At 73.7% G+C, this 23233-nt stretch carries 28 protein-coding genes and 1 pseudogene; 14 read left to right on the top strand and 15 right to left on the bottom strand.

Annotation, left to right across the window (positions count from 1 at the left end; genetic code table 11):
- The first annotated feature begins 19 nt into the window (after positions 1-19).
- The 3 genes from modA to CBP52_RS12420 are packed head-to-tail and all read left to right on the top strand — an operon-like array spanning position 20 to position 2737.
- Positions 20-778, top strand: coding sequence for a molybdate ABC transporter substrate-binding protein (gene modA, locus CBP52_RS12430; protein WP_232514474.1), 759 nt, complete (start codon positions 20-22; stop codon positions 776-778).
- A 19-nt stretch (positions 779-797) separates the two neighbouring features.
- Entirely contained in the window at positions 798-1643 is an 846-nt protein-coding gene (locus CBP52_RS12425) for an ABC transporter permease (protein ID WP_094181216.1), read from the top strand.
- Positions 1640-2737 carry an ABC transporter ATP-binding protein gene (locus CBP52_RS12420; RefSeq protein ID WP_094181215.1) on the top strand — a complete coding sequence of 366 codons (1098 nt, stop codon included), beginning with the start codon at positions 1640-1642 and terminating at the stop codon, positions 2735-2737. The genes CBP52_RS12425 and CBP52_RS12420 overlap by 4 nt, the downstream gene beginning before the upstream one ends.
- 4 nt (positions 2738-2741) lie before the next feature.
- Here CBP52_RS12420 and CBP52_RS12415 read toward each other — a convergent pair whose 3' ends face one another.
- The 3 genes from CBP52_RS12415 to CBP52_RS12405 form a co-directional block, all read right to left on the bottom strand.
- Positions 2742-3482 (bottom strand): YqjF family protein, encoded by a 741-nt coding sequence (locus tag CBP52_RS12415; protein WP_094181214.1) that lies wholly within the window; start codon positions 3480-3482, stop codon positions 2742-2744.
- A gap of 40 nt (positions 3483-3522) precedes the next feature.
- Positions 3523-4314, bottom strand: a complete 792-nt coding sequence (locus tag CBP52_RS12410) for a TlpA disulfide reductase family protein (RefSeq protein ID WP_094181213.1) — start codon at positions 4312-4314, stop codon at positions 3523-3525.
- Positions 4315-4428: 114 nt separating this feature from the next.
- Entirely contained in the window at positions 4429-5022 is a 594-nt protein-coding gene (locus CBP52_RS12405; RefSeq protein ID WP_094181212.1) for a TetR/AcrR family transcriptional regulator, read from the bottom strand.
- 123 nt (positions 5023-5145) lie between these two features.
- On the opposite strand from CBP52_RS12405, the gene CBP52_RS12400 reads away from it, so the two are divergent.
- Positions 5146-5736, top strand: a complete 591-nt coding sequence (locus tag CBP52_RS12400) for a maltose acetyltransferase domain-containing protein (RefSeq protein ID WP_094181211.1) — start codon at positions 5146-5148, stop codon at positions 5734-5736.
- A 36-nt stretch (positions 5737-5772) separates the two neighbouring features.
- Here CBP52_RS12400 and CBP52_RS12395 read toward each other — a convergent pair whose 3' ends face one another.
- Entirely contained in the window at positions 5773-6186 is a 414-nt protein-coding gene (locus CBP52_RS12395; protein ID WP_094181210.1) for a GNAT family N-acetyltransferase, read from the bottom strand.
- A gap of 7 nt (positions 6187-6193) precedes the next feature.
- Positions 6194-6760: a dihydrofolate reductase family protein gene (locus tag CBP52_RS12390; RefSeq protein ID WP_094181209.1), complete on the bottom strand. Its 567-nt coding sequence runs from the start codon at positions 6758-6760 to the stop codon at positions 6194-6196.
- 113 nt (positions 6761-6873) lie between these two features.
- Here CBP52_RS12390 and CBP52_RS12385 point away from each other — a divergent pair, with 113 nt between their 5' ends.
- Complete coding sequence (locus tag CBP52_RS12385; protein ID WP_094181208.1) at positions 6874-7494, top strand: GNAT family N-acetyltransferase; 621 nt, start codon at positions 6874-6876, stop codon at positions 7492-7494.
- An 80-nt stretch (positions 7495-7574) separates the two neighbouring features.
- Here CBP52_RS12385 and CBP52_RS12380 read toward each other — a convergent pair whose 3' ends face one another.
- From CBP52_RS12380 to CBP52_RS12365, 4 genes are all read right to left on the bottom strand, one after another.
- Positions 7575-8963 carry a cellulose binding domain-containing protein gene (locus tag CBP52_RS12380; RefSeq protein WP_094181207.1) on the bottom strand — a complete coding sequence of 463 codons (1389 nt, stop codon included), beginning with the start codon at positions 8961-8963 and terminating at the stop codon, positions 7575-7577.
- A gap of 111 nt (positions 8964-9074) precedes the next feature.
- The gene (locus tag CBP52_RS12375; RefSeq protein WP_094181206.1) at positions 9075-9446 is read right to left on the bottom strand and encodes a VOC family protein; all 372 of its coding nucleotides are present in this window, start codon (positions 9444-9446) and stop codon (positions 9075-9077) included.
- A 94-nt stretch (positions 9447-9540) separates the two neighbouring features.
- Positions 9541-10242 (bottom strand): YafY family protein, encoded by a 702-nt coding sequence (locus CBP52_RS12370; RefSeq protein ID WP_094181205.1) that lies wholly within the window; start codon positions 10240-10242, stop codon positions 9541-9543.
- Entirely contained in the window at positions 10239-10694 is a 456-nt protein-coding gene (locus tag CBP52_RS12365) for a MarR family winged helix-turn-helix transcriptional regulator (RefSeq protein ID WP_094181204.1), read from the bottom strand. The genes CBP52_RS12370 and CBP52_RS12365 overlap by 4 nt, the downstream gene beginning before the upstream one ends.
- Positions 10695-10805: 111 nt before the next feature.
- Between CBP52_RS12365 and CBP52_RS12360 the strand changes: the two genes are divergently transcribed.
- The 4 genes from CBP52_RS12360 (at position 10806) to CBP52_RS12345 (ending at position 12409) form a co-directional block, all read left to right on the top strand.
- Complete coding sequence (locus CBP52_RS12360) at positions 10806-11375, top strand: isochorismatase family protein (protein WP_094181203.1); 570 nt, start codon at positions 10806-10808, stop codon at positions 11373-11375.
- 64 nt (positions 11376-11439) lie between these two features.
- On the top strand, positions 11440-11808 hold the full coding sequence (locus CBP52_RS12355) for a co-chaperone YbbN (protein WP_094181202.1): 369 nt from the start codon (positions 11440-11442) through the stop codon (positions 11806-11808).
- Positions 11809-11840: 32 nt separating this feature from the next.
- Complete coding sequence (locus tag CBP52_RS17975; protein ID WP_094181201.1) at positions 11841-12005, top strand: hypothetical protein; 165 nt, start codon at positions 11841-11843, stop codon at positions 12003-12005.
- A gap of 29 nt (positions 12006-12034) precedes the next feature.
- Entirely contained in the window at positions 12035-12409 is a 375-nt protein-coding gene (locus CBP52_RS12345) for a rhodanese-like domain-containing protein (RefSeq protein ID WP_232514473.1), read from the top strand.
- 27 nt (positions 12410-12436) lie between these two features.
- Here CBP52_RS12345 and CBP52_RS12340 read toward each other — a convergent pair whose 3' ends face one another.
- Positions 12437-14146: a glycoside hydrolase family 27 protein gene (locus CBP52_RS12340; protein ID WP_094181200.1), complete on the bottom strand. Its 1710-nt coding sequence runs from the start codon at positions 14144-14146 to the stop codon at positions 12437-12439.
- Between the two features lie 198 nt (positions 14147-14344).
- On the opposite strand from CBP52_RS12340, the pseudogene CBP52_RS12335 reads away from it, so the two are divergent.
- Positions 14345-15058 (top strand): annotated as a pseudogene (locus CBP52_RS12335) (GyrI-like domain-containing protein); the annotation flags it as partial.
- Here CBP52_RS12335 and CBP52_RS12330 read toward each other — a convergent pair.
- Together CBP52_RS12330 and CBP52_RS12325 are read right to left on the bottom strand one after the other, a co-directional pair.
- Complete coding sequence (locus tag CBP52_RS12330) at positions 15038-15844, bottom strand: SRPBCC domain-containing protein (RefSeq protein WP_094181198.1); 807 nt, start codon at positions 15842-15844, stop codon at positions 15038-15040. The pseudogene CBP52_RS12335 and the gene CBP52_RS12330 overlap by 21 nt on opposite strands.
- A complete protein-coding gene (locus tag CBP52_RS12325) occupies positions 15841-16419 on the bottom strand; it encodes a helix-turn-helix domain-containing protein (protein ID WP_094181197.1) in 579 nt (192 codons plus the stop codon). The genes CBP52_RS12330 and CBP52_RS12325 overlap by 4 nt, the downstream gene beginning before the upstream one ends.
- A 135-nt stretch (positions 16420-16554) precedes the next feature.
- Between CBP52_RS12325 and CBP52_RS12320 the strand changes: the two genes are divergently transcribed.
- Genes CBP52_RS12320 through CBP52_RS12310 form a run of 3 tightly spaced genes read left to right on the top strand, consistent with a single transcriptional unit; the run spans position 16555 to position 18986 of the window.
- Positions 16555-17748 (top strand): NAD(P)/FAD-dependent oxidoreductase, encoded by a 1194-nt coding sequence (locus tag CBP52_RS12320; RefSeq protein ID WP_094181196.1) that lies wholly within the window; start codon positions 16555-16557, stop codon positions 17746-17748.
- Positions 17749-17791: 43 nt separating this feature from the next.
- Entirely contained in the window at positions 17792-18385 is a 594-nt protein-coding gene (locus tag CBP52_RS12315) for a sugar O-acetyltransferase (RefSeq protein WP_094181195.1), read from the top strand.
- A 1-nt stretch (position 18386) separates the two neighbouring features.
- Entirely contained in the window at positions 18387-18986 is a 600-nt protein-coding gene (locus CBP52_RS12310) for a TetR/AcrR family transcriptional regulator (protein WP_094181194.1), read from the top strand.
- Between the two features lie 13 nt (positions 18987-18999).
- On the opposite strand, the gene CBP52_RS12305 is transcribed toward CBP52_RS12310, so the two are convergent.
- The 3 genes from CBP52_RS12305 to CBP52_RS12295 form a co-directional block, all read right to left on the bottom strand.
- Positions 19000-19599: a hypothetical protein gene (locus tag CBP52_RS12305; protein ID WP_094181193.1), complete on the bottom strand. Its 600-nt coding sequence runs from the start codon at positions 19597-19599 to the stop codon at positions 19000-19002.
- Between the two features lie 91 nt (positions 19600-19690).
- Positions 19691-19894, bottom strand: a complete 204-nt coding sequence (locus CBP52_RS12300; RefSeq protein WP_232514472.1) for a hypothetical protein — start codon at positions 19892-19894, stop codon at positions 19691-19693.
- A gap of 72 nt (positions 19895-19966) precedes the next feature.
- Positions 19967-21145, bottom strand: coding sequence for an RICIN domain-containing protein (locus tag CBP52_RS12295; RefSeq protein ID WP_094181192.1), 1179 nt, complete (start codon positions 21143-21145; stop codon positions 19967-19969).
- Between the two features lie 396 nt (positions 21146-21541).
- On the opposite strand from CBP52_RS12295, the gene CBP52_RS12290 reads away from it, so the two are divergent.
- Complete coding sequence (locus tag CBP52_RS12290; protein ID WP_232514471.1) at positions 21542-23194, top strand: cellulose binding domain-containing protein; 1653 nt, start codon at positions 21542-21544, stop codon at positions 23192-23194.
- Positions 23195-23233: the final 39 nt, after the last annotated feature.

The raw sequence follows: 23233 nt of genomic DNA, 5'->3' as shown, positions 1-23233 counted from the left end.
GGCGCTCGCGGTGGCGGTCGTGACGGGCCTCGGTCTCGTCGCGTGCGCACCGGGTGCCGCGGACGCCTCGGGCTCGACGGCGGAGCCGACCGGTGGCGCGACGCTGCGCGGCGACCTGACGGTGCTCGCCGCCGCGTCGCTCACCGAGGCGTTCACGGCCCTCGGGGAGCGGTTCGAGGCCGCCCACGCCGGCGTGCACGTGACGTTCGTCTTCGCGGGCAGCTCCGCGCTCGCCGCGCAGGTCGCCGACGGCGCGCCCGCGGACGTGCTCGCCTCCGCCAACCCCGCCACGATGGACGAGGTCGTCGCCGCCGGCCACGCGCACGCACCGGTCGTGTTCGCGACGAACACGCTGCGGATCGCCGTCCCGCGCGGCAACCCCGGCGCGGTGACCGGGCTCGACGACCTGGCGGACCCCGCGGTGAAGGTCGCGCTGTGCCAGCCGGAGGTGCCGTGCGGGACGGCGGCCGCCGCGGTGCTCGCGCGGGCCGGGCTCGAGGTCACGCCGGTCACGCTCGAGCCGGACGTCAAGGCGGTGCTCGCCAAGGTCCGCCTCGGCGAGGTCGACGCGGGCCTGGTGTACGTGACCGACGTGGTCGCCGCGGGTGACGACGTCGAGGGCGTCGACCTCCCGCCCGGCTCCGACGCGACGACGGACTACCCCGTCGCGACCCTGACCGCCGCGCCCCACCCCGACGCCGCCGCGGCGTTCGTCGACCTCGTGCTGTCCCCGACCGGCACCGAGGTGCTCTCGGCCGCCGGCTTCGGGCGACCGTGAGCCCGACCGGAGCGTCCACGTGGCCTCGACGCTGAGCGCACGGGAACGGGCACGCCGCACGACGAGCGGCGGCGGTCCGCGGTCCGCGCCCGCGCCGCTGCTCGTCCCCGCGCTCGTCGGCATCGCGTTCCTCGCGGTGCCGGTCCTCGGCCTGCTCGTGCGCGCGCCCTGGGGCCAGGCATGGGAGGTCCTCCGGGCGCCCGCGACCGGGGAGGCGCTGCGGCTGTCGCTGTGGACGTCGCTCGTGGCGACCGGGATCAGCCTCGTGATCGGGGTGCCGCTCGCCTGGCTCCTCGCCCGCGCTCGCCTGCCCGGTCTGCGGCTCGTGCGCGCGCTGGTCACCCTGCCGCTCGTGCTGCCGCCCGTCGTCGGGGGCGTCGCGCTGCTGCTGGCGTTCGGGCGGCGCGGCGTCGTCGGGCAGTACCTGGACCAGTGGTTTGGGCTCACGCTGCCGTTCACGCCCGCCGCGGTGGTCCTCGCGCAGACGTTCGTCGCGATGCCGTTCCTCGTCGTGACCGTCGAGGGTGCGCTGCGTACCGCGGACCGTGGCCTCGAGGAGGCCGCCGCGACGCTCGGTGCGACGCGGACGGCGGTGTTCCGCCGCGTCACGCTCCCGCTCGTCGGGCCGTCGCTCGTCGCCGGCGCGGTCCTGTGCTGGGCGCGGGCGCTCGGCGAGTTCGGCGCGACCATCACGTTCGCGGGCAGCTTCCCGGGGCGCACCCAGACCATGCCCGTCGCCGTCTACCAGGCGCTCGAACGCGACCCGGACGCGGCGATCCTGCTCAGCCTCGTCCTGCTCCTCGTGTCCGTCGGCGTGCTCGTCGCGCTGCGCGACCGCTGGTTGCGCACCGGGGCGGCGCCATGAGCGGCCCGCGCACGGACGCACTCGTCGGGCCCCCCGGGCTCGTCCTCGACGCGCGCGTCACCCGCGGCGCGTTCACCCTCGACGCGGACGTGCGCGTCGCGCCGGGCGAGGTGGTCGCGGTGCTCGGCCCGAACGGGGCGGGCAAGTCCACGCTGCTCAGCGCCGCCGCCGGGCTCGTCCCGCTCACCGCGGGCCGCGCCGTGCTCGACGGCCGCGTGCTCGACGACGCACGCACCGGAACGTTCCTCGAGCCCGCGGACCGGCCCGTCGGCGTCGTGTTCCAGAGCTACCGTCTGTTCCCGCACCTGAGCGTGCTCGACAACGTCGCGTTCTCGCCGCGCGCACGCGGCGCGGGGCGCACGCGGGCCCGGGCGGTCGCCCGCGACTGGCTCGACCGGCTCGGGCTGGCCGATCTCGCGTCGCGTCGGCCGGGCGACCTGTCCGGTGGGCAGGCGCAGCGCGTCGCGCTCGCCCGCGCGCTCGCCGGCGCCCCGGACCTGCTGCTGCTCGACGAGCCGCTCGCCGCGCTCGACGCCCGGACGCGGCTCGACGTCCAGTCCGAGCTCAAGCGGCACCTCGCGGGCTTCGCCGGCCCCTGCCTCGTCGTGACGCACGACCCGCTCGAGGCCCTCGTGCTGGCCGACCGGCTCCTCGTCCTCGAGGGCGGGCGCGTGGTGCAGGAGGGCGCGCCCGCGCACGTCGCCCGGCGCCCGGCCACGGAGTACGTCGCCCGGCTGGTCGGGCTGAACCTCTACGCGGGCGTCGCCGACGGCGACGCGGTGCACCTCGACGGCGGCGGCACGCTCGTCGTCCCGGACCACGGCGAGCGCGGGCCGGTGCTCGTCGCGCTGCGTCCGTCCGCGGTCGTCGTCAGCCCGTACCGGCCCGACGTCTCGAGCGTCCGGAACACGTGGCCCGCGACCGTCGTCGGCCTGACCATGCTCACCGACCGCGTGCGCCTGGACCTCGCGGGCGAGCCGTCCGCGCTCGTCGACGTCACGCCCGCCGCGGTCGCCGAGCTCGGGCTCGCGCCCGGCGACCGGGTGTGGCTGTCCGCCAAGGCCACCGAGCTCGAGGTGTACGCCCGCGGGTAGCGCGTCAGGCGCCCGCGTCCGCGGGCGTGCCGAACACCGTGCGGACGCCGCGGGAGAACAGGACCGAGTCCGGCGGGCGGTCCGCGACGCCCGGAAGCCCGCACGCGGCGAGGAGCCGCTCGTCGAGCGTCAGCAGCTCGGCGGTGCGCAGCGGCCAGGGCTCGTGGTGGTTGCGCAGGTAGAGGGTGCGGCCGTACGCCCGCGTGTGCAGTGCCCAGCGCGCGGTGAGGAAGTCGGCCAGCGGGTCGCCCGGCGGGAGCGGCTCGCCCGGCCGCACGACGACGCGCGTCGTCGCCTCCCGCGGACCGGGCCACCGCCGCCGCGAGGTGTACGTGAGCACGCCGTCCTGCTCGGTCACGCGCATCCGGGCCCACGTGTACGGAAGGGCGAGCGCCGCACGCGAGCCGAGGACGAACGCCAGCCGGGCCGCCTCGAGCGTCAGGAAGACGACCGCTCGGCGCCCCTGCGCGTCGACCGAGTAGAGGCGGACGTTCGTCTCGGGGAACGTGCCGAACCAGGGGATGTGCGGACCGGCCGCCGCGCCCGCGCCGACCATGCGGAACGGGACCAGCCCGACCCAGCTCGACCCGCCGTGCACGTCCGGCCGCGTCCCGGGCGGCAGGAGCGGCGCGACGACGTCCTCGTCGACCCGCCAGTGCACGAACGTCAGGTCCCGCCACGACTGCCGCAGGACTGCTCGCCCGCGCAGCGGGGGTGGGCTCGCCGTGACGGGCTCGGGCTGCATGCGCCCATCGTGCCTTCTCGCCCCCGTTCCCGGCCCTCCGTCAGAGGGCCACGAGGAGGCCCACCGCGGCCGCGAGGGCGACACACGTGAGAGCCGCCGCGGCGGCGGGTCCCCGCCGGTCGAGGGGCAGGTCACGCAGGAGCCCGGCGGCCCGCCCGAGCAGGGCCAGGGGCGGGACCGCGCGCCACACGTCGCGTTCGGCCTTGCTGCCCGCGCGGCGGACGACCTCGGGCAGGTGCCCGATCGCCTCGAGCAGAGGGCGGGCCGTGCTGCCGCGCCGGCGGCGCGGCGCCGTCCCGCGCAGGACGTGCTCGACGCCCGCCCGCACCGCGGCCGCGTCGTTGGCCCAGTGGACGCGAGCGGTGATGGTCCCGTCGGGCCGCAGGACGTACGCCGAGTTGGGCTTGGGCCCGACGGCGCGGTGGAGCGTGCCCGCCACGTCGTCGACCGCGACCTCGAACGGGACGTGCAGGTCGTCGCGCATCGCGGCTGCGTGCGCGGCCTTCTGCTCGTCGGTGCGCGGCTGCGGCAGGAGCTCGCCGGGGTGCGCCTCGCGGGTCTGCACGAGCACGAAGCGGACCCGGTCGGCGTACTCGTCGTGCAGGTCGCGCAGCTGCGGCACGGAGCTGCGGGTCACGGGGCAGGTCTGTGACCCGAACACGAGCAGCACGGGACGGTGGCCGAGCGCGTCGCTGCGGAACCGGGTGCCGTCGAGCGTCGGGAGGTCGAACGCGGGGATGCGGTCGCCGGGTGCGGGGTCGGTCGGGAGGTAGCGCATGTCGGCGAGCACGTCGCGCGTGCGCAGGTCGTCGAACAGGTAGGTGGTCGCCATGGTGGTCCCTTCGATGGAGTTGACCGATCGGTCAACTGAGTGGATACGGGTCGGCGTCGGCCTGGGGCGGAGGGTCAGCGAGGGAGGGTCAGCGAGGGGGTGAGCGAGGGCGGGTCAGCGAGGGAGAAGCAGGAGGGTCCGGACGAGGGGGCGCAGCGGGTCGAGCGCCTCCGGGTCGTCCTCGGCCTTCGCCAGGACGCTGTAGCCCTGGATGCAGGCCACGACGGCGCGCGCGGCCGACGTCGCGTCGAGGGTCGGCTCGACGTCGCCCCGGGCCTGCGCCTCACGGACGACGTCGGCGATGCGGTCGGTCCACGCCGCGAGCACCTCGGTGATGCGCGCGCGCATCACCGGCTCGTGGGCCGAGAGCTCGGCCGCGAGGTTGCCCAGCGGGCAGCCGGGCACCACGCCCAGGTGCTCGCGCATGGTGCGCATCATCGACGCGTAGCCGGCGAGGAACGCGTCCAGGCGGTCGAGCGGTGGGCCCTGCACCCCCAGCGTCTGGTCGAGCAGCGCGCGCATGAGCTCCCAGTTGCGGTCGAGGACCGCGAGGCCGAGCGCCTGCTTCGACGGGAAGAAGTGGTACAGGCTGCCCTTGTTGACCCGGGCCGCCCGGCACACGTCGTCGACGCCGACGTCGGCGTACGTCGACGCGTGCACGAGGTCGCGCGCGGTCGTGAGCAGCCGCTCCCGGGTGTCCCTCGCCATGCCGCCACGCTAGAGGCGATTTGACAGATCGGTCAACTACGTGGGCCGCGGAACCGAAGGTCACGCGGGGAGACGGGCGTGGGCTGGGAGACTGGCCGGGACGACGAGCGAGCGGGAGCGTGCATGGACCTGGACGTCGCGGCGGCCCTCGAGGACGCCCGCACCGAGTACGACAAGATGGTCGCGGGCGACTGGTACCGCTACCGCCACGGGCCCGAGCTGGCCGACCTGACGACGACGACGCAGCGCACCTGCCGTCGGATCACGGCGCTGTACGACGAGGACCGCGCCGCCGCGCACGCGCTGTTCCGCGAGCTGCTCGGCACCGTCGGCGAGGGAGTCGACTTCCGCCCGCCGTTCTACCTGGACTACGGGCACCGCCTGCACGTCGGCGACCGGACGTTCATCAACGCCGACTTCCTCACGCTCGGCGGTGGCGAGATCCGCATCGGTGCCGACGTGCTGATCGGCCCGAGCGTGCGCCTGTACACCCCGACGCACGTGCTCGACCCGGAGCTGCGCCCGCAGGGCTGGGAGCGGGTCTCGCCCGTCACGATCGAGGACGGTGCCTGGCTGGGTGGCAGCGTCGTCGTCTGCCCGGGCGTGACCATCGGTGCGCGCTCGGTCGTCGGCGCCGGGTCGGTCGTCACCAAGGACGTCCCGCCCGACGTCGTCGTCGCCGGCAACCCCGCGCGCGTGGTCCGGGGGCTCTAGCCGGACGCGCCACCAGGCGACCGGTCGCGGGGGGCCTCAGCCCTCCGGGTCCCACTCGGTGTCGAGGACCGCGTACAGGTAGGCGTCGTGCCACACCGGTCGGCCGGCGTCGTCGGTGCGGAACGACGCCGCCTGCCGGACGTGCCCCTCGCGGCGCAGGCCGAGGCGTTCGAGCAGCCGCCAGGACGCCTCGTTGCGAGGATCGCACCGCGCGGACACCCGGTGCGCGCCCCACTGCCGGAAGCAGACGTCCAGCAACGCGCGGCACGCCTCGGTGGCGTAGCCCTGGTGCCACTCGTCGGGGTGGAACACGTACCCGAGGCTGTAGCCGTGCCAGCCGCGCGGCTCGTCGTGGTGCAGGTAGAGCGTGCCGACGAGCGTGCCGTCGCTGCCCCCCGCAGCGTCCCGCGCGGCGGTGCCGTCCGCCGCGGACCTTCGTCCGCGGCTCAGGCGTCCGTCACGCGACGCCGCGGACCGCGTGGTGCACGGCGACCACGCCGCCGGCGAAGCGGCGTTCGTCGAGCAGCTCCAGCTCCAGGCGGACCCCTCGCGGCAGCGCCGGCTTGCCGCCGCCGACCGTCACCGGGCACAGGAGCAGCACGCACTCGTCGACGAGCCCGTGCCGGAACGCCTCGGCCGCCAGGATCGCGCCGCCGATGCTCAGGTCCCCGGGTGAGGCCGCCTTGAGCTCCCGGACCGCGTCCGGGTCGAACCGCCGCTCGATGCGCGTGCGCGCCGTCGAGACCGCGTCGAGGCTGCTGGAGTAGACGATCTTGTCGGTGTCGCGCCAGATCCCCGCGTACTCACGGACGACCGCCGGCTCGTCGGCGAGCCAGTCGTCGTCCTCCCAGACGCGCATCGTCTCGTACATGCGGCGGCCGTAGAGCGACGTGCCGATCTGCCGCTCGTGCTCGTTCCAGAACGCGTGGACCTCCTCGTCGGGCATCGAGAAGTCGAACGCGCCGTGCTCGTCCTCCAGGTAGCCGTCGAGCGAGGTGTTGGCCGCGTAGATCAGCTTGCCCATGAGTGCCTCCGGCTCGACGAGGTCTCCAGCCTGCAGGTGTCCCGGCCGCACCAGCAAGAGCGTGAGGACGACGAGGTCTGGTCCCGCGCGGTCGGGCCGGGCAGGCTGGTGCCGTGCCGCTCACCTCTGTGCCCGTCGTCCCCGCCGGCTGGTTCCGTGACCGCACCCAGCCCACGCTCGCCGCCGACGGCCTCGTCCTGCGCCCGTGGCGCGCGCACGACGCCGCTGCGGTGTGTGCCGCCTACGACGACAGCGCGATCCGCCGCTGGCACGCACGCACGATGGCCGACCACGACGAGGCCCGTGCGTGGATCGCCGGCAAGCGTGCCGCGTGGCAGGAGGAGCGCGCCGCGGAGTGGGCCGTCGTCGTCACGCCCGGCGACACCGACGGCCCTGGTGCGGCGACGACGCTCGGCCCTGACCGGCTCGTCGGCCGCGTCGCGCTCACGCACCTGGACCTGCACGAGGGGTACGGCGCGCTGGCGTACTGGGTCGTCCCGGAGTCGCGGGGGCGGCGCGTCGCCGTCCGTGCGGGCACGGAGGTGCTGCGCTGGGCGTTCGAGGACGTCGGGCTGCACCGCGTTGAGGTCGAGCACTCCACCGCGAACCCCGCGTCCTGCCGCGTCGCGCACCTGCTCGGCTGCCGCCCCGAGGGTGTGCGACGAGCTCACGCCCTGCACGCGGACGGGCATCACGACATGCACCTGCACGCGCGGCTGCGCACCGACGACTGACCGGCGGGCCCGTCACCCACGCTGGGGTGTCGGACCCGCCGGGGCAGGCTTGTCGACGCTGGGCGTCGGCGTCGGGGACGTCAGGCCGCGCAGGTCAGCTGCGGGGTGCCGGGGGAGCCGGAGCCGATGAATCCGAAGCTCGTCGTCCCACTGGCGACCACGGTGCCGTTGTACGGCGCGTTGGCGACGGTCGTCGTCGAGCCGGACGTCGTCACGGTCCCGTTCCAGAGGCTGCTCACGGACGCGCCGGAGAGCGTGACAGTCCAGGACGAGATCGCCGAGGCGCCGGCCGTCACCGTGACCTCGCCTTGGTACCCGCCGGGCCAGGTGCTCACGGCGCGGAACGTCGCGGTGCAGGTGGCCGGGCCACTGGTCGGGGTGGGCGTCGGGGTCGGCGTCGGCGTCGGGGTCGGCGTCGCAGTGGGAGTGGGAGTGGGGGTCGGCGTCGGGGTCGGCGTGACCGTCGGGTCGGGGGTCGGCGTCGTCGTCGGCGTGGGCGTCGGGGTGGGGGTCGAGTCGTCCCCGCCCTTCGTCGTGTACGGGACGACCGTCCGCGGCGCGGAGCACTTGCCGCCGCAGCTCGTCGGCAGGGAGAAGGAGTACTCGCGGCCACCGAACAGGTACTGGTCGTCGACGTCCTTGACGCGGATCCGGTAGTCGGTGCCGCCGGTCGTCGTCGGCTTCACCAGGAACGACTGGCCCATGTCGACGTTCATCGCCGCGCTCACCCAGGCGCCGCCGGTGAAGTTCTCCACGCCGTGGATGCCGTTGGGCAGGTGGTTGATCGACACCCCGGCCCACCACTTCTCCGAGCCCTGGATGAACCCGATCTCGATGTCGCCGGAGTAGTTCGGCGCCTCGATGAACTGCCAGGTCACGTGCCGGTTGCCCCAGTGCGCAGGCTCCAGGTCACCGACCGGTGCGCCGTTCTTGACGAACGTGTTGATCGCCGCGTGCGCGAGGTCCAGGTGGTACGGGTCGTCGCGGCACCACGCATTGGGGTCGCCGCAGGAGTCCGCGACGAGCATGTCGAGCGTGGCGCCGTTGTACTTGTCCGCGACCCACGAGCCGTTGCGGCAGAACGCCTGCCCGGCGGCGCCGTCGTTGATCCCGGTGCAGTAGTCGTCGATCGAGACGCGCACCCAGCGGCCGCAGTTGCGGCCGTTGTCGAACAGGCCGAGCTTCGGGTCGTCCGCGGCCATCGGGCGCGGGTACATCGCGTAGTCGCCGGGGGTGTTGAACACGTTGAGCGCGATCCAGCTCTGCGTCTCGAGCTGGTCCTGCGGCAGCCCGCAGCCCCCGTACGGCGCGCCGAGGTTGTCGAACCACGTCGCGTTGCCCGTCACCGGGCCGGTCTCGCCGCCGGGCGGCACGGCGTGCGCCTGGGCCTGCACCCCGACGAGCGCGCCACCCGCCAGCAGCACGGCGAGCAGTCGGCTCCACGAACGGATCTTCCCGGGCGACGACATGACGAGCTCCTCTGGTGGTCAGCGATCGGCCCGAGTCTTCACCTCCGCGCGGGCCCCGGGCGGCGGGGCCGTCGCACCGGCCCGGGGCGCAAATCGATTACGCGCGGCCGGTCAGGCAGGCGGACGGCTGAAGAGGTTCACGACGTTCCCGTCCGGGTCCCGGAGCAGGGCGGACCGGTTGCCCCACGGCATGGTCGACGGCGGCAGGACGACGTCCTGCGGGTCGGGCTGGAGCCGGGCGAGCTCGGCGTCGACGTCGGCGACCTCGAACTCGACGATCACCGAGCGGTTGGCCCCGGGTTCCACCGCGCCGCCGAGCATCGCGACGGTCTGCGTGCTCGCGATGGCGAGGGCCGCGCCCGGGCCGCCGAGCTGGGCGAAGACCGGGGCGGGACGGGCCGCGACCTCCCCGGTGAGGCGCTCGTAGAACGCGACCAGGCGGTCGACGTCGTCGGTGACGAGACGGATCGATGCGAACGGCACGGGAGAACCTCCAGGTCGGGGATCGGTCGTCCCAGCGTCCCGCCGGTCCGCGACAGCGTCCTGTCGGTGTTTGTGCGCGGGTGTGCCCGACGTGTCAGGAGGGGTGGTCGACGACGGGCCGCAGCACCCCGGTCGGGATCCGGAGGTCCTGCGGCCGCAGCGCACGCGGGGTGGGGCGCTCGTCCGTGAGCTCGACGCGGACCATCCGGTCGCCGCGGAACGCGCGCACCCCGTCGCGCAACCGGCACCAGGCGACCAGGTACCACGTGCCGTCCCTGCCGACCGACCCGAGCGGTTCCACCTCGCGCCGGGTCTCGACGCCGTCCCGGTCCCGGTAGACCAGGCGGACCACGCGTCCTGCGCGCAGCGCGGCGGCGAACTGAGTCGGGACGGTGTCCTCCTCCTCGGGCTCGAGCAGGTGGACCCTGCCCGCGAGCGCGGCGGCCCGGCGGGCGTCCTCGCGGGGCAGCACCGCGAGGAACTTGGTGAGGGCCGTCCCCGCCGACTCCCGGAACGGTCCTCGACGCAGCGTGCCGAGCCCGACGAGCACCGCCAGCGCCTCGTCGCGCGTGAAGGCCATCGGTCCGAGCGTCGCGGACGCGTCGATCGCGTACCCGCCCGTGCGTCCCGGCTCGGCCCAGATCGGCACGCCCGCCTGCTGGAGTGCGGACAGGTCCCGCTCGACGGTCCGCACCGAGACCTCGAAGCGCGCGGCGAGCCAGCGCGCGCTCCGGCGTCGGGGCGAGACGGCGCGCAGCTCGTCCACGAGCGCGTAGAGGCGATCCGTCCGGTTCACGGGGCGGATGCCTCGTCGCGTCCGTCCGCACGGTGCTCGTCCCAGGCGACGATGCGGGCGAGCAGCGGGACGGCGGCCTCGATCGTCTGCTTCTCCCGGGGGTCGAGTGCCTCGGCCAGCGCGAGCGTGAGCCAGTCCGTCCGGCGCCGCCGCTCCTGCTCGAGCGCGACGCGGCCGTGCGCGGTGAGCACCAGCGGCGACTTGCGGCCGTCCGTCGGGTCCGTGGAGCGCTCGACGAGGCCCTCGTCCTCGAGCGCGCGGACCGTGCGCGCCATCGACTGGGGGCGGACGCGCTGGGCGCCGGCGAGCTCGCTGGTGGTCAGCGCACCCTCGCGTGCGAGCAGCCCGAGGACCGCGGTCAGGGCCTGGGGGCGGGGGTCCTCGGCGCGTCCTCGTCTCACGAGCCGGCCCAGCTGCAGGCGGAGCTCGGCGGCCAGCAATGCGTCGTCCATGCTCGCAGCGTACCCAGACGAGCAGCAGAACTGTGCAGTCTTGCTTGACATCGAGCGTCACGGCGATAGACAGTCTTGCTGTCTTTCTCGTCCCGAGTCAGGAGCCACCCCATGCCCGTCGACGCACTCGACCCCGCCACCGCCCTCGTCCTCGTCGACCTCCAGAAGGGCATCACCGCGCTCCCGACGGTCCACGACCCGGCGGTCGTCGTCGCCCGCGGCGCCCTGCTCGCAGGTGCCGCGCACCGGGCCGGGCGCCCGGTCGTCCGCGTGCGCACCGAGTTCTCGCCGGACGGCGGCGACCTGCTGCGCGGCCGCACCGACTCGCCCGGCCCCGCCGTCGCGCAGCCCGCCGACTTCTCCGAACTGGACCCCCGCGTCCCCGTCTCGCCGTCCGACCTGCACGTCGCCAAGCGCGGGTGGGACGCGTTCACCGGCACCGAGCTCGACTCGCGGCTGCGCCGCCGGGGCGTGCGCTCGGTGGTCGTCGCCGGGATCGCGACGAGCATCGGCGTGGAGTCCACCGCGCGGACCGCGCGCGAGCTCGGGTACGAGGTGGTCGTCGCGCACGACGCCGTCACGGACCTCGTCGCCGCCGCGCACGTGAACAGCCTGGAGGTGATCCTCCCGCGCATCGCGCGGCTGGACGCGGCGGCGACGCTCGCCGGCCTGCTGGGCTGACGCGCGCTCGTCGTGCGCCTGCCTCGACGTGACAGTGATACCCCCAGGGGTATATGGTCGGGACATGGCAACGCGAGAGATCACCCTCGAGAACCTCCAGGAGACCGTCGCCGGGAACGGGATCGTCCTCCTGGACTTCTGGGCGCAGTGGTGCGGACCGTGCCGGTCGTTCGGCCCGATCTTCGAGGCCGCGTCCGAGCGGTACCCGGACGTCGTGTTCGGCAAGGTCGACACCGAGGCGCAGCCCCAGCTCGCCGCAGGCTTCTCCATCACGTCCATCCCGACGCTCATGGCGTTCCGCGACGGCGTGATCCTGTTCGCCGAGCCCGGCGCTCTGCGCGCGAACGACCTGGACCAGCTCGTCGACGCGATCAAGGCCGTCGACATGGACACGGTCCGCGAGCAGCTCGCCGCCGAGCGCGCCGCCGTCTGACCCCGCACCCCCACCACCTCGAGGAGAACCCCATGTGCTACCCCGCCACCTGCAAGACCTGCGGCAAGACGACCTGGAAGGGCTGCGGCCAGCACGTCGCCGACGTCAAGCGTTCCGTCCCCGCGTCCCAGTGGTGCCCCGGGCACCCCGACGCGCCCTCGTCGGGCGGCTTCCTCGCACGCCTCTTCGGCCGCTGACCCCCCGGCCTGACGAAGGAGAGCGACGAGTGACGAGGAACCGACGGACCGCGCTGGTCCCCGGCGCGGTCGTCCTGGCCGGCGCCCTCGCGCTGGCGGGCTGCACGAGCACGCCGGCGGGCATCGAGATGGACGCGGACACGGTCGTGATCGACGTGCGCACGGCCGCCGAGTACGACGCCGGGCACCTCGAGGACGCCGTGAACTACGACGTCCAGAGCCCCGACTTCGCCGCCCAGGTCGCCACGCTCGACCCCGAGGGCAGCTACGTCGTGTACTGCCGCACGGGGAACCGCGCGGGTGTCGCCGTCGACCGCCTGGAGGACCTCGGCTTCGACGACGTCCAGAACGCCGGTGGTCTCGACGACGCCGCGCGGGCGACCGGCCTCGACGTCGTCTCCTGACCCCTCGCCCGACGAGCCTGCCCGCCCCTACCGGCGCGACCAGACCTGGTTGGCCGAGCCCGTGCACGTCCAGAGCAGCACCGCGGTGTTGTTGGCCGTGAGGTTGTGGTCGACGTCGAGGCACAGCCCGGACCGGACCCCGCGGATCGTGCCGTTGCCCTCGAGCGTCCACTGCTGGTTGGTGCCGCCGTTGCAGTCCCACAGCTGCACACGCGTGCCGGCGGTGGCGCTCGGGGCCGCGTCGAGGCACTTGCCCAGCGAGCGCAGCGTGCCGTCCGTGCCCGCGGTCCACGTCTGGTTGGCCGCGGAGTGGCAGTCCCAGATCACCAAGCCCGTGCCGTTCGTCGTCGCGCTGTTCGGCACGTCGAGGCAGCGTCCCGACGAGGCGCTGACCAGGCCCGTGCCGGTCGGCGGCGGCGGAGGCGGCGGGGTCGAGCCGTCGCTGGTGCTCACGCGGAACAGCGCGACGCCGTGCTGGGCGACCTGCGCGGAGATGTGCCCCGTCGTCGTGCCCGTCGCCCCCGTCCAGACCTCGCGGTACTGGTACGTGCCGGAGCCCAGCCCGACCTGGCCGAGCGTCGTCGAGATCTGCCTGCTGCCGTTGCCGCGGTTGAGCAGCGCGACGGCCACCGAGCCGTCCGCGAGCGGCTTCGCCCACACCTCGGCGTCACCGTCGTCGCGCACCCGGTCCGCCTGGCGGACCAGCGGGTCCTGGTCGATCGCGAGGACGTCGCGGTTGGTGAGGACCGCACGGACGTCGGAGCTCATGTTCCGCAGGTCGTTGCCCGCGACGAGCGGTGCGCTGAGCATCGCCCACATGCTCATGTGGGCGCGGTTCTCGGTCGGGCTGAGGGCGCCCCGCACCCCGACCATCAGCATGTCGGGGTCGTTGTACTGGCCCGGCTTGGTCCACTCGCGCATGGGCTCGACGATGTCGAGGGCCTCGGTGATGCCGACGAAGCAGTCGGCGGACGGCGAGCAGCCGGTCGACCAGGAGGCGGACAGGTCCTCCGACGTGCGCCACATGTCCGCGAACGCGCCCCAGCCCGAGTAGGTCGGGGCGGTGTTGGAGTGCGCGCTGTTCGGGTTGATCGAGTAGACGATCGGGCGGCCGGTGGCCTTGAGCGCGTCGCCGAACCGCTTGAAGACGGTGGCCTGCTCGCTCACGTTGCCGCGCGGGTCGCACCAGTCGTGCTTGACGTAGTCGACGCCCCAGGACGCGAACAGGTTCGCGTCCTGCTGCTCGCGCCCGTACGACGACGTGCCGGGCAGGTTGGCGAAATACTGGTTGCAGGTCTTCTCGCGGGGCGCGTGGTAGATCCCGAACTTCAGCCCCTTGCCGTGGATGTAGTCGCCGAGCGCCTTCATCCCCGACGGGAACCGGTCGGTGCGCGCCCGCAGGTTGCCGTTCGCGTCGCGCGTGTCCTGCATCCAGCAGTCGTCGACGACGACGTACTGGTACCCGGCGGCCGCCATGCCCGAGCTGACCATCGCGTCCGCGGTCTGCCGGATCATCTGCTCGTTGATGTTGCAGTAGAACGTGTTCCAGCTGTTCCAGCCGAGGGGCGGCAGCGGCGCGGGCTCCGCGACCGTGGGTGCGGCGGCCCGGGCCAGTGGCGCGGCCTGGGCCAGTGGCGCGGCGGCCTGCGCGCCGCCCGTGCCGAGCGCGAGGCCGGACACCGTCAGGGCGGCCGTGGCCAGCGCGGCGCACCAGCGGCGACGACGAGACGTTCTCATGGGGCACTCCCTTGTGCGGTGGGGTCGCGGCCGGCTGCCGCGAGGTCGTGGTGCAGGCGCTCCGCCCGGTCGGAGCTGCATGAGAGCGCTCACATCACTTCGCATCGTCGCAGCGGCGTCCCCGTCCGCAACCCGCTGGGCGCGGCCTGAAACAGTTACGGCAGGACCTCGGGGCGCCGCCCGGCCGCACGCGCGGGAGCTCGCCGGCGGATGACGGCGGCGGCGGCGGACCTCGTCGCCGGGGCCGACGACCTGCTGACCCTCGCCGTGCGCCACGGCTACGGGTCGGCCGAGGCGTTCGGGCGGGCGTTCCAGTCGGTGCACGGGCTGACTCCCGGTCAGGCCCGGCGTGACGGCGGACCCTTCCGCACCCAGCCCCGCCTCAGGTTCCGCCTGACCGTCGAAGGAGCGGCACCCATGGACGTCCGCCTCGTCACCCGACCCGCCTTCCACCTCGTCGGCCACGCCGCGCGCGTGCCGCTCGTGCACCAGGGCGTCAACCCGGCGATCGCCCAGCACGTCGCGTCGCTGGCACCCCAGGAGCACGAGCGGCTCAGGTCGCTGGGCGACACCGAACCGCGCGGCCTGCTCGCCGTCAGCGCCGACCTGGACCCGGACCGGCGCGAGGGAGCCGAGCTCACCTACCTGCACGGCGTCGCGGTCGCGGACGCCGGCACCGTCCCCGACGACCTCGACACCCTGCCGGTCGAGCCGGGCGCGTGGGCGGTGTTCCGTGCGTCCGGCCCCTACCCGGACGCGCTGCAGCGCCTGTGGGCCGCGACCGCGACCGAGTGGTTCCCCTCCAACCCGTGGCGGCTGCGGCCCGGACCGGAGGTCGTCGCGGTCGTCGACCGCGCTGACGACTTCAGCACCGCCACGGTCGAGCTGTGGCTACCGGTCGAGCCGGGCTGAGCCGACGGGCAGCGCGTCGAGCCACGCCTGCCAGGCGGGCTCGGCGCGACGCCCGTGCTCGGGCGCGTCGTCGGAGAACCACGAGGCCCGCACGATCGCGAGCGCGTCACCGTCCTCGCCCGGCCACACCCCGACGCTCAGCAGGCCGGGGACGGGCGCGTCGAGCAGCACGACCGCATGCCGCTCGGCGACGTGCTCGACGCTGCCCGTGGCGCCGTTCGCCGCCACGGCGGCGCCCGCACGGGTCAGGCCCAGCTCGTCGCGCACCACGGTCCACAGCGCCGCCTCGTCGGCCGGGAACGACGCGCTGACGTCCATGCGCGTGGCGGCCTGCCCCGCGAAGTGCCGCAGGTAGGCGCGCAGGGTGTCGAACGACGGGAGCCAGCCCGGTCCCAGCGTGTCCCACCACTCCTGCTCCCAGTCGGCCCCGACCCCGAACCCGCTGGTGGTGACCCGCACGACGCACGTGCCGCCCGAGCGTGCCTCGACGAGGAACTCCGAGGTCAGCGGGCTCAGCTCGGCCGGGTCCTTGCCCATGAGGGCGGCCCAGTCCTCCTCGTACTCGAGGCGCCGCGGCGGGTCCCAGCCGGTGACCCGGCCGTCCGAGCCCATGTCGGGACCCATCGCGAAGTGCAGCGACCCGCCCTCGTGCTCGTCGAGGTCGGTGGGCAGGAACCAGGCGCTCATGCCGGTGGCGGTGGCGATCGCGTCCCACACCTGGTCCGGCGTGCCGGGCACCTCGACGCTGAACTCCAGGCGGTACGGGACGTCGGGGTTCGGGCTCATGTCTCCTCCTCGGGGACGGGGTGGGCGGCGACGACGAGGCGGTGCGGCCGTCCGTCGTCGTGGTGGTAGCGCGCGGCCAGGTCGAGCACGGCCGCGGTGAGGTCCTCGGCGAACGCCGCACGGTCGGCGGCCGAGCGGAAGCCGATCGTGGTGTCGACCGTCATCGTCGGGAGCCGGCCGCCCGACGAGCCGGCCCGCCGCGCGAGCGACCCGACCTCGCGGACCAGGCGGCCGGCGAGCGCGAGCAGGTAGGTGGCCGAGAGGTGGTCGGCGGTGGCGGCCGGGTCGGCCGCGGACGGGCTGACGGCCGCCGGCGAGACGACGTACGCCTGCGCGGAGGCCTGCAGCACGCGTTCGGTGATGCCGCCGTGGCGGCGCTCGTCGGCGAGCTCCACGAGGCCGTGGGCCTCGAGCGAGCGGAGGTGGTAGTTGACCTTCTGGCGGGCCATGCCCACCCGGGCTGCCAGCCCCGCGGCCGACGCCGGCACCCGGAGCTCACCCAGCAGCCGGGCACGCACGGGGTCCAGCGCGGTCGCCGCCGCGCTCGCGTCCTCGATGACCTCGACGTCCTGCATGACTCCACCGTGCGCCTTGACAAACATTCCTGTCAATACCTCGACGGCGGACGGTCGGACCTCTCCCCGCGCGTCCGGCGGGCGGGTCGCCTAGCGTGGCCGGTCCGGGCGTCGATCGGTGAGGGGGCACGGCCCATGGGCGGTCCGACGCATCACGACGTGCTGGTCATCGGCGGCGGCAACGCCGGCATCTCGCTCGCGGCCAAGCTGCGGCGCGACGGGTGCCGTGACGTCGCGGTGGTCGACCCCCGCGACACGCACCACTACCGCCCACTGCTGTCCTACGTCGCGTCGGGCATGGCGACGCTCGACGACCTGCGCCGACCCGAGCGCGACGTCGTCCCGGACGGCGTGCGGTGGTACCGCGACGAGGTCACGGGCGTCGACCCGCAGGCGTCGCACGTGCGGCTCGCGAGCGGCCAGGTGCTCCACGGCACCGACGTCGTGGTGTGCCCGGGGTCGCAGGTCGACTGGGACGCGGTGCCGGGCGCCGAGGCGGCCATGGCGACGCCGGCCGCGGCGACCAGCTACCTGCCCGAGCTCGCCGCCAAGACCTGGACAATGCTCTCGTCGCTCACGAGCGGGACCGCGGTCTTCGCGGTCTGCGACCGCCACGTGCCGTGCAGCCCCGTGGCGCTCAAGCCCATGCTCACGCTCGCCGGCCACTGGCGCCGCACGGGCGTGCTCGACGCGATCGACATCCGGCTGGTCCACGAGGGTGACGCGCTCGTCGGGCAGGAGCGGGCGGACCGTGAGCTGCGCGCGGCCGCGCGGCGGTTCGGCGTCGACGTGCGGATGCGGACCAGGGTCGAGAGCGTCGACCCACAGCGCCGCGTGGTCCGCGTCTCGGGACCGGACGGGCCCGACGAGGTGCACTACGACGCGTTCTACCTCGCGCCGCCGCACCGCGCGCCCGCGTGGATCGCCGGGTCCGGTCTCGCCACGGCGGCGAGCGACGGCTTCGTCGCGGTGGACCCGTACACGCTGCAGCACGTCGAGCACCCCACGGTCTGGGGCCTCGGCGACGCCGCCGACGTGCGGACCCCGCCGTCGGGCGGTGCGCTGCGCAAGCAGGTGCCCGTCGTCGCGCACAACATCGCCGCACGCCGCACGGGCGCACCGATGCGGCGGTACGAGGGCTACACCGTCGCCCCGGTGACCACCGACCGGCGGCGGCTGCTGCTCGGTGAGTTCGACCGCGACGGCACGCCCGACCCGACGTTCCGGTTCCCTGACCTGGTGCGCCCGCGGCGGTCGCTGCTCGCCTTCGACCGGTACCTCGAACCGGCGGTCTACTGGCACCGCCTGCTCAAGGGCAAGGTGTCCTGACTGCTCGTCGGGACACCGGGTCGCGATGCGTACGATCGAACACATGAGCCCCGACTACTTCGCCGACGACCCCCGAACCAACCGCGAGCGCATGCTCGCCGGCGACCTGTACATCGCCGACGACGCCGAGAGCGAGCGCATCGCACGCGAGGCGCTCCGGCTGACGTACGAGTACCACCGCGCCGAGGCGGCCGGCGAGCCGGATGCGCGCCGGCACCTCGTCGCACTGCTCGGCGACCTGGGCGAGGGCGCCTACGTCAAGCCGCCGCTGTCCGTCGACTACGGCGAGAACATCCGCATCGGCGCGCGCACGTTCGTCAACTCGAACCTCACGGCCCTCGACGTCGCCGCCATCACGATCGGCGCCGACTGCCAGATCGGCCCGAACGTGCAGCTGCTCACGCCCACCCACCCCGTCGAACCCCAGCCGCGCCGTGACAAGCTCGAGGCCGCACGGCCGATCACGCTCGGCGACAACGTCTGGCTCGGCGGCGGCGTGATCGTCTGCCCCGGCGTGACCATCGGGGACAACACGGTCGTCGGGGCGGGTGCCGTCGTCACCAAGGACCTGCCCGCGGACGTCGTCGCGGTCGGCAACCCCGCACGCGTCGTGCGCGGGATCGGGGACGACGCCTGACGTGGGACCACAGGGAGCCCCACCCCGGCGCCGCCGGTTCGATCCCGAGCGCCGTGACCGCATCATCGACGCGTGCCTCCAGGTGATCGGCGAGGTCGGCGTCGCGGGAGCCTCGACCCGCCGCGTCGCCGCGGCCGCGGACGTCCCCCTGGGCTCGATCACGTACCACTTCACCGACGTCGACGAGCTGCTGCACGAGGCCTTCGCACGCTTCTCGCGGCAGGTCAGCGACCGGTTCGAGCAGCGCATGGCCCACGCGGCGAGCGTCGACGACGCCCGTCGCGCGGTCGTGGACCTCATCGGCCACGACGTGCTCGTCGACCCCCGCGAGCTCGTGCTGACCCACGAGCTGTACACGCTCGCGGCACGCGACGCGCGGTACCGCGAGCTGACCCATGCGTGGATGGCACGCAGCCGCCACGCCCTCGAGCGTCACTTCGACCCGACGACCGCCCGCGTGCTGGACGCCCTCATCGAGGGACTGACGATCCACCGCGCACTCGACACCGAGCCGCACGACGAGGACGAGGTCCGACGAGCGGTCGACGCGGTCACCCGGCGCCCGCCCGCCGGGGGGAGGCGGGCTCCAGGGACCTCCTGACGACGCCGGCCGGTCAGGGCTGCATGTCCCCGAGCTGGCCGACGCCCGTGACGGCCAGGACGAACAGGACCGCGCCGACGACGACGGCGACGACGTGCGGCAGCACCACGTGCGGCATGTGCCAGGACCGTCGGACCAGCCGCCGCACGGTCGCGGGGTCGAGCCGCCACGGAGGGTCACCGCGCCAGTCGGGCTCGTCGCCCTTGTACGACCACGAGACGTCGATCCGCGGTGAGGAGAAGCCCTTGAGCCCGGTCGGCAGGTCGACGCGGTTCAGGTGGAAGGACGCGACCTCGAGGTCGCGCATGCGCGAGTAGTAGCGCACCTGGTGGACCTTGGTCAGCGCGTCGATGGTCCAGAACCCCAGCGCACTCACGGCCGCGAGGCCGAACAGCGCGTAGTGGTCGTGCTGGAACCCGAGGACGAGAGCGGCGAGGGAGAGCGTGACGGACCAGCCCTTGATCGTGAGCAGACGACCGTCGAAGTCGGACACCACCTTGACCAGCAGCTCGTACTCGCTGCGCATGCCGGCGGCGAGCGCTGCCGCGTCACGGCGGGGCGGTGGGTTCTCGTCGGAGGCCTGGTAGCCGGAGAGGTCTGGAGTGCCGGACATGTCACCGATTCTTCAGCCGCCGGCTCGTCGGCGGAAGTGCGGCGCCCCGGTCGGCGCCCGCCCGGGGTGGTACCGGGCGGGCGCCTGGGCGTCACAGGTCGGCGGGGCGCAGCACGAACGAGATGCCGTGGGCGATCTGCGCGTTGCCGGCGTTGATGTCGAGCTTGCTCCGCACGAGCAGCGGGTTGACGTCGTTGCGGTCGGCGTCCCGCAGCACGACGATCGGGATCCGCAGGGCGTCCTCGTCGGCGCCCTTGTCCTCCTTCCGCCCGGAAGGTGCGCTCGGATGCACCAACCGGGAGGAAGTTCGGGTTCCGCACCTACCGGGCGCCGCGGCCCACGCCGTCGCGCCGCCCGCTCGTCGGGCTCAGCCCACCTTGACGAGCTGCCACTGCTGGTTGGCGCCGTTCCAGTCGGTGTACTGGACGATGTTCCCGCCGTCGGCCGTGGACGCGCCCTGCACCTCGACGGCCTTGCCGCTGTTGCGGGCGATCAGCTGGACGTACCCGCCGATCGTCTGGAGGCTGAACTGCTGGTTGGCGGCGTTGTTGTCGCTCCACTGGATGATCGCCGCACCGTCGGCTGTGGACCTGGCGGACACGTCCAGCACCTTGCCCGAGAGCCGCGACCTCACCTTGTAGAACCCGTTGCCGGCGTTGACGAACTGCCACTGCTGCTGGTTGCCGTTGTTGCGCGACCACTGGGTGATGCGCGCGCCGTCGGCGGTGGACAGGTTGTACACGTCGAGCGCCTTGCCGCTGTTGCGGTTGACGAGCACGTACCACGCGGAGGAGTCCACGGGGCCGGTGCTGCCGCCGGGGTCCGTGCCTCCGCCGCTGGGGTTCCCGATGCTCCCCGGTACGGCGCGCAGCGCGGTGAACCAGGCGGCGGCCATCTTGTCGTAGCCCGTGGCGTTGGGGTGCACGCCGTCGCCGAGGTCGGCGGTGGTCAGGGCCCGGTACATGTCGACGAGGTGGACCTTCTTCCCGGCGGCCGCCCTGCTCGACACGATGCCGGGGATGGCGGAGTTGTACGCGCGGACCTGCGAGTCCGCGAACGAGATCGGGATGAGGGTCGCGACGAAGACGTCGGTCTGCGGGGAGGTGCTGGTGATCTTGTCGATGACCCCCGCGAGCCGGTTCGGGGCGTTGGCCAGGTCACGGTTCTGGGTGATGTCGTTGGTGCCGATGTGCAGGAGCACGGTGCGGGGCTGGTAGGTGCGCACCCAGTTCACGACGTTGGCGTCGATCTGGTCGATCCGCCAGCCGCCGTGACCCTCGTGGTCGTGGTCCCACAGGCTGCCCGGCCCGTTGAAGGCGGACCCGACGAAGTCGGTGGTGTAGCCGTTCTGCGCGAGGCGCTGCCACAGCCCGACGCGGTAGCCGCCGCCTCCCGGGTAGCCCTCCGTGATCGAGTCGCCCAGGGGCATCACGCGGGTGCCCCCGTTGCTCTCGGCGGTGGCGGGCGCGGACGTCGCCGCGGCACCGCCCGCCAGTGCGATGCAGAGGGTGACGGCGAGCAGCAGCCGTCGGCCGATTCCGTGCATGTCTGCCTCCTGAGGGTGGCCGTGCGCCGTCCGTCCGGGCCCCGGGCCGCGTCGTCGCGGTGGGGAGCACGTCGTGCGAGCCCTGGCCGGCGCCGGGTCCGCCTGTCGATGTGAGCGCTCACAGAGCGGGATCCGCCCACTTTTGCACGGACTTCGCGAGCCTCGCGATCGGCCCAAACGGTTAGGGGAAGGGGCGGTGGACAAGGCCGATCCGGCCCGAGATAGTCGCGCCATCCGGGCACCCCGGCCCCGTCCGCCCACCGCCGACGAGGGCCGTCGGCGCGCATCGAACGACCAACAGCGATTGGACGAATCATGCGAGGAACTCAATGGCGGCGCCGAACGTGGCCGGCGGCTCTGGCGCTGGCCACGCTGCTCACCGGGGGGACGGTCGCCGTGGCGCCCGCGGCATCCGCCGCGACCGGCTGCCGCGTCGACTACGTCGTCCCGTCCCAGTGGAACGGCGGGTTCACGGCGAACGTCAAGGTCACCAACCTCGGTGACGCCGTGAGCAGCTGGCTGCTCACCTGGACCTTCCCCGCGGGGCAGACCGTGACCCAGGCGTGGAACACCAGCCTCACGCAGAGCGGCGCCACGGTGTCCGCGAGGAACGCGTCGTACAACGGCTCCCTGGGCACCGGCGCCTCGGCGGAGATCGGCTTCAACGGCACCTCCGGCGCCTCCAACCCGTCGCCCACCACGTTCGCGCTCAACGGGACCACGTGCACGGGGTCGACCACCGGCACCCCGACGCCGACCCCCACCCCGACCCCGACGCCCACCCCGTCGCCCTCCGTGAGCCAGACGCCGCGCCCCGGCTCACCCGCGGACCTCACGGTGAACACCGGCACCAAGTACCAGACGATCGACGGCTTCGGCGCCGCCGTGTCGATCTGGGGAGGTGCCTGGTCCACGGCCGACACCCAGACGCTCGTCGGGATGGGTGACAACCAGCTCGGCCTGTCCATCGTGCGCACGGGCATCTCGCCCGTGTCGAGCGAGTGGGGAGCGCAGGTCAGCGCCCTGAAGACGGCGAAGACGTACGGGTCGAACGTCAAGATCCTCGCCTCGCCGTGGACCGCGCCCGCGGCGTGGAAGACGAACAACAGCCGCACCGGCGGCGGGTCGCTCAAGACCGACTACTACGACGACTACGCCAACCACCTCAACAGCTACGTGCAGTACATGCGCAACCAGGGCGTGGCCATCGACGTGACGTCCGTGCAGAACGAGCCCGACTGGCACCCCGACTACGACTCCATGGCCTGGACCGGGGACCAGCTGCGCACCTTCGTGCGCGACCAGGGCGCCAAGGTCCAGAACACCAAGCTCATGGTGGCCGAGTCGCTCGGCTTCAACCGCTCCTACAGCGACCCGACGCTCAACGACGCCACTGCCCGCAACAACATCGGGTACGTCGGCGGCCACATCTACGGCCAGGAGAACGGGCCCAACCTCTCCCCGTACCCGCTGGCCGCGCAGTACGGCAAGAACCAGTGGATGACCGAGTGGAACTACCACCAGGCCGACGGCAACGGCTCGAACATCTGGGGCGACCCGTCGAACGCCGCAGCCTGGAACGAGACCCTCGACAAGGTCATGTACACCGTGGACCGCTCGATGCAGGCCAACTGGAGCGCGTACGTCTGGTGGTACGGGCGGCGCTACTACTCGTTCATCGGCGACGGCGAGTCGGCGTACGGCACCACCGGCGGCGCGGTCCTCAAGCGCGGCTGGGCGTTCTCGCAGTACTCCAAGTACGTCCGCCCCGGCTACCAGCGCGTCGGTCTGACGAAGAGCTCGAAGGCCTCCCCGCTCGAGGTCACGGCCTACCAGGGTGACGGCAAGGTCACGCTCGTCATCCTCAACCGCTCGACGAGCGCGGTGAACGGCGCCGTCATCCAGGCACCGCAGGACATCCGGTCCGCGCTCCAGACGATGACGTCGCAGTACTCGAGCCGCGCGCCCCGGACGACGAGCGTCAACGGCAGCCAGGTGACGGTCGACGTCCCCGCGCGGAGCATCTCGACCGTCGTCATCACGCTCTGAGCTCCTGAGCGTCCGCGGACGCGACCGTCCGACGACGGT

It is taken from the genome of Cellulomonas sp. PSBB021 (genome assembly GCF_002240455.1).
GTDB lineage: Bacteria > Actinomycetota > Actinomycetes > Actinomycetales > Cellulomonadaceae > Cellulomonas > Cellulomonas uda.
The sequence above is the reverse complement of the archived record's forward strand: the minus strand, read 5'-3'. Positions and strand labels throughout refer to the sequence as shown.

What these genes read in the sequence shown, in the direction of transcription:
- CBP52_RS12420 (WP_094181215.1), top strand. Translation starts at nt 1,640, where the DNA reads ATGAGCGGCCCGCGCACGGACGCACTCGTCGGGCCCCCCGGGCTCGTC.
- CBP52_RS12415 (WP_094181214.1), bottom strand. Translation starts at nt 3,482, where the DNA reads ATGCAGCCCGAGCCCGTCACGGCGAGCCCACCCCCGCTGCGCGGGCGA.
- CBP52_RS12410 (WP_094181213.1), bottom strand. Translation starts at nt 4,314, where the DNA reads ATGGCGACCACCTACCTGTTCGACGACCTGCGCACGCGCGACGTGCTC.
- CBP52_RS12405 (WP_094181212.1), bottom strand. Translation starts at nt 5,022, where the DNA reads ATGGCGAGGGACACCCGGGAGCGGCTGCTCACGACCGCGCGCGACCTC.
- CBP52_RS12400 (WP_094181211.1), top strand. Translation starts at nt 5,146, where the DNA reads ATGGACCTGGACGTCGCGGCGGCCCTCGAGGACGCCCGCACCGAGTAC.
- CBP52_RS12390 (WP_094181209.1), bottom strand. Translation starts at nt 6,760, where the DNA reads ATGGGCAAGCTGATCTACGCGGCCAACACCTCGCTCGACGGCTACCTG.
- CBP52_RS12380 (WP_094181207.1), bottom strand. Translation starts at nt 8,963, where the DNA reads ATGTCGTCGCCCGGGAAGATCCGTTCGTGGAGCCGACTGCTCGCCGTG.
- CBP52_RS12365 (WP_094181204.1), bottom strand. Translation starts at nt 10,694, where the DNA reads ATGGACGACGCATTGCTGGCCGCCGAGCTCCGCCTGCAGCTGGGCCGG.
- CBP52_RS12360 (WP_094181203.1), top strand. Translation starts at nt 10,806, where the DNA reads ATGCCCGTCGACGCACTCGACCCCGCCACCGCCCTCGTCCTCGTCGAC.
- CBP52_RS12355 (WP_094181202.1), top strand. Translation starts at nt 11,440, where the DNA reads ATGGCAACGCGAGAGATCACCCTCGAGAACCTCCAGGAGACCGTCGCC.
- CBP52_RS17975 (WP_094181201.1), top strand. Translation starts at nt 11,841, where the DNA reads ATGTGCTACCCCGCCACCTGCAAGACCTGCGGCAAGACGACCTGGAAG.
- CBP52_RS12340 (WP_094181200.1), bottom strand. Translation starts at nt 14,146, where the DNA reads ATGAGAACGTCTCGTCGTCGCCGCTGGTGCGCCGCGCTGGCCACGGCC.
- CBP52_RS12330 (WP_094181198.1), bottom strand. Translation starts at nt 15,844, where the DNA reads ATGAGCCCGAACCCCGACGTCCCGTACCGCCTGGAGTTCAGCGTCGAG.
- CBP52_RS12325 (WP_094181197.1), bottom strand. Translation starts at nt 16,419, where the DNA reads ATGCAGGACGTCGAGGTCATCGAGGACGCGAGCGCGGCGGCGACCGCG.
- CBP52_RS12320 (WP_094181196.1), top strand. Translation starts at nt 16,555, where the DNA reads ATGGGCGGTCCGACGCATCACGACGTGCTGGTCATCGGCGGCGGCAAC.
- CBP52_RS12315 (WP_094181195.1), top strand. Translation starts at nt 17,792, where the DNA reads ATGAGCCCCGACTACTTCGCCGACGACCCCCGAACCAACCGCGAGCGC.
- CBP52_RS12305 (WP_094181193.1), bottom strand. Translation starts at nt 19,599, where the DNA reads ATGTCCGGCACTCCAGACCTCTCCGGCTACCAGGCCTCCGACGAGAAC.
- CBP52_RS12295 (WP_094181192.1), bottom strand. Translation starts at nt 21,145, where the DNA reads ATGCACGGAATCGGCCGACGGCTGCTGCTCGCCGTCACCCTCTGCATC.